Origin of the sequence: Haloarcula amylovorans (genome assembly GCF_004681185.1) — an archaeon.
In the GTDB taxonomy this organism is placed as follows: domain Archaea; phylum Halobacteriota; class Halobacteria; order Halobacteriales; family Haloarculaceae; genus Haloarcula; species Haloarcula amylovorans.
Genome location: NZ_SRIF01000034.1, coordinates 1 through 1003, shown reverse-complemented (window position 1 = coordinate 1003; position 1003 = coordinate 1). Strand labels below are relative to the sequence as shown.

2 protein-coding genes are annotated in these 1003 nt (G+C 60.1%); both read right to left on the bottom strand.

The window, feature by feature from the left end; genetic code table 11:
- Positions 1 to 612 (bottom strand): ABC transporter ATP-binding protein (locus E4S61_RS25110; RefSeq protein ID WP_135306510.1); only part of this gene is annotated, 612 nt, incomplete at its 3' end.
- 91 nt (positions 613 to 703) lie between these two features.
- Positions 704 to 1003 (bottom strand): ABC transporter permease subunit (locus E4S61_RS25105; protein WP_135306509.1); only part of this gene is annotated, 300 nt, incomplete at its 5' end.

Sequence of the window (1003 nt, the reverse complement as noted above, 5' to 3'; positions counted from 1 at the left end):
CGTCATCGCTTCGGTCTGGTCGTGGGTAACGTACAGCGTCGTCACCCCGAGGTCGTTCTGTAAGCGATTTATCTCGGTGCGCATCTCCGCCCGGAGTTTCGCGTCCAAGTTCGACAGCGGCTCGTCCATCAGGAAGACGTTCGGGTCTCGGACGATGGCCCGGCCGAGTGCGACACGCTGTTGTTGCCCGCCGGAGAGCTCGCCGGGTTTGTTGTCCAGCAGTTCCCCGATGTCCATCATCTGGGCGGTGGACGTGACGCTCTCTTCGATAGCATCGTCGGACATGTCCGTCGACATTTTCAGGCCGAAGGACATGTTCTCTTCGACGGTCATGTTCGGGTACAGCGCGTAGTTCTGAAACACCATCGCGATGTCCCGAGCGCGCGGGCCGAGTTGGTTGACGATGGCGTCGCCAATCTCGATGTCGCCCTCGGTCTGGGTCTCCAGTCCCGCGACGATACGCATGAGCGTCGATTTCCCGCTGCCAGACGGCCCGACGAAAACGACGAACTCGCCGTCTTTGATGTCTAGCGAGACGTCGTCGACCGCCACAACCGACTCGGATCCCTCTCCAAACTCCTTCGTTACGTCGTCTATCGTGATACTAGCCATTAGCTGTCCTCCGTGATGCGGCTGTCCGTCCCCGCCACGAGGGTATGTTTTGCGAACAGTGCGTCGCGTCGTAGTAGCGTCGAAGTCGCGTTCATTCTTTGATCACCACACCGAAGCTGAGTCCGGCTGCGAGGTACTTGTTGACCGCGACGAGGAAGATGACGACGGGAACGATCATCGCCGTCGAGGCCGCCGCCAGCATCGACCATTCGATGGACCGGGAGCCGATGAACGAGTAGACGAACAGCGTCACCGGCACCGCTTCGAAACTCGTCAGTACGAGCCCGAACAGCAGCTCGATCCACGCGAAGATGAAGCTGATGATGGCCACTGAGAAGATGCCGGGTTTGGCCGCCGGCAGGACGACTTTGCGGAAGCCCTGGAACTGGGT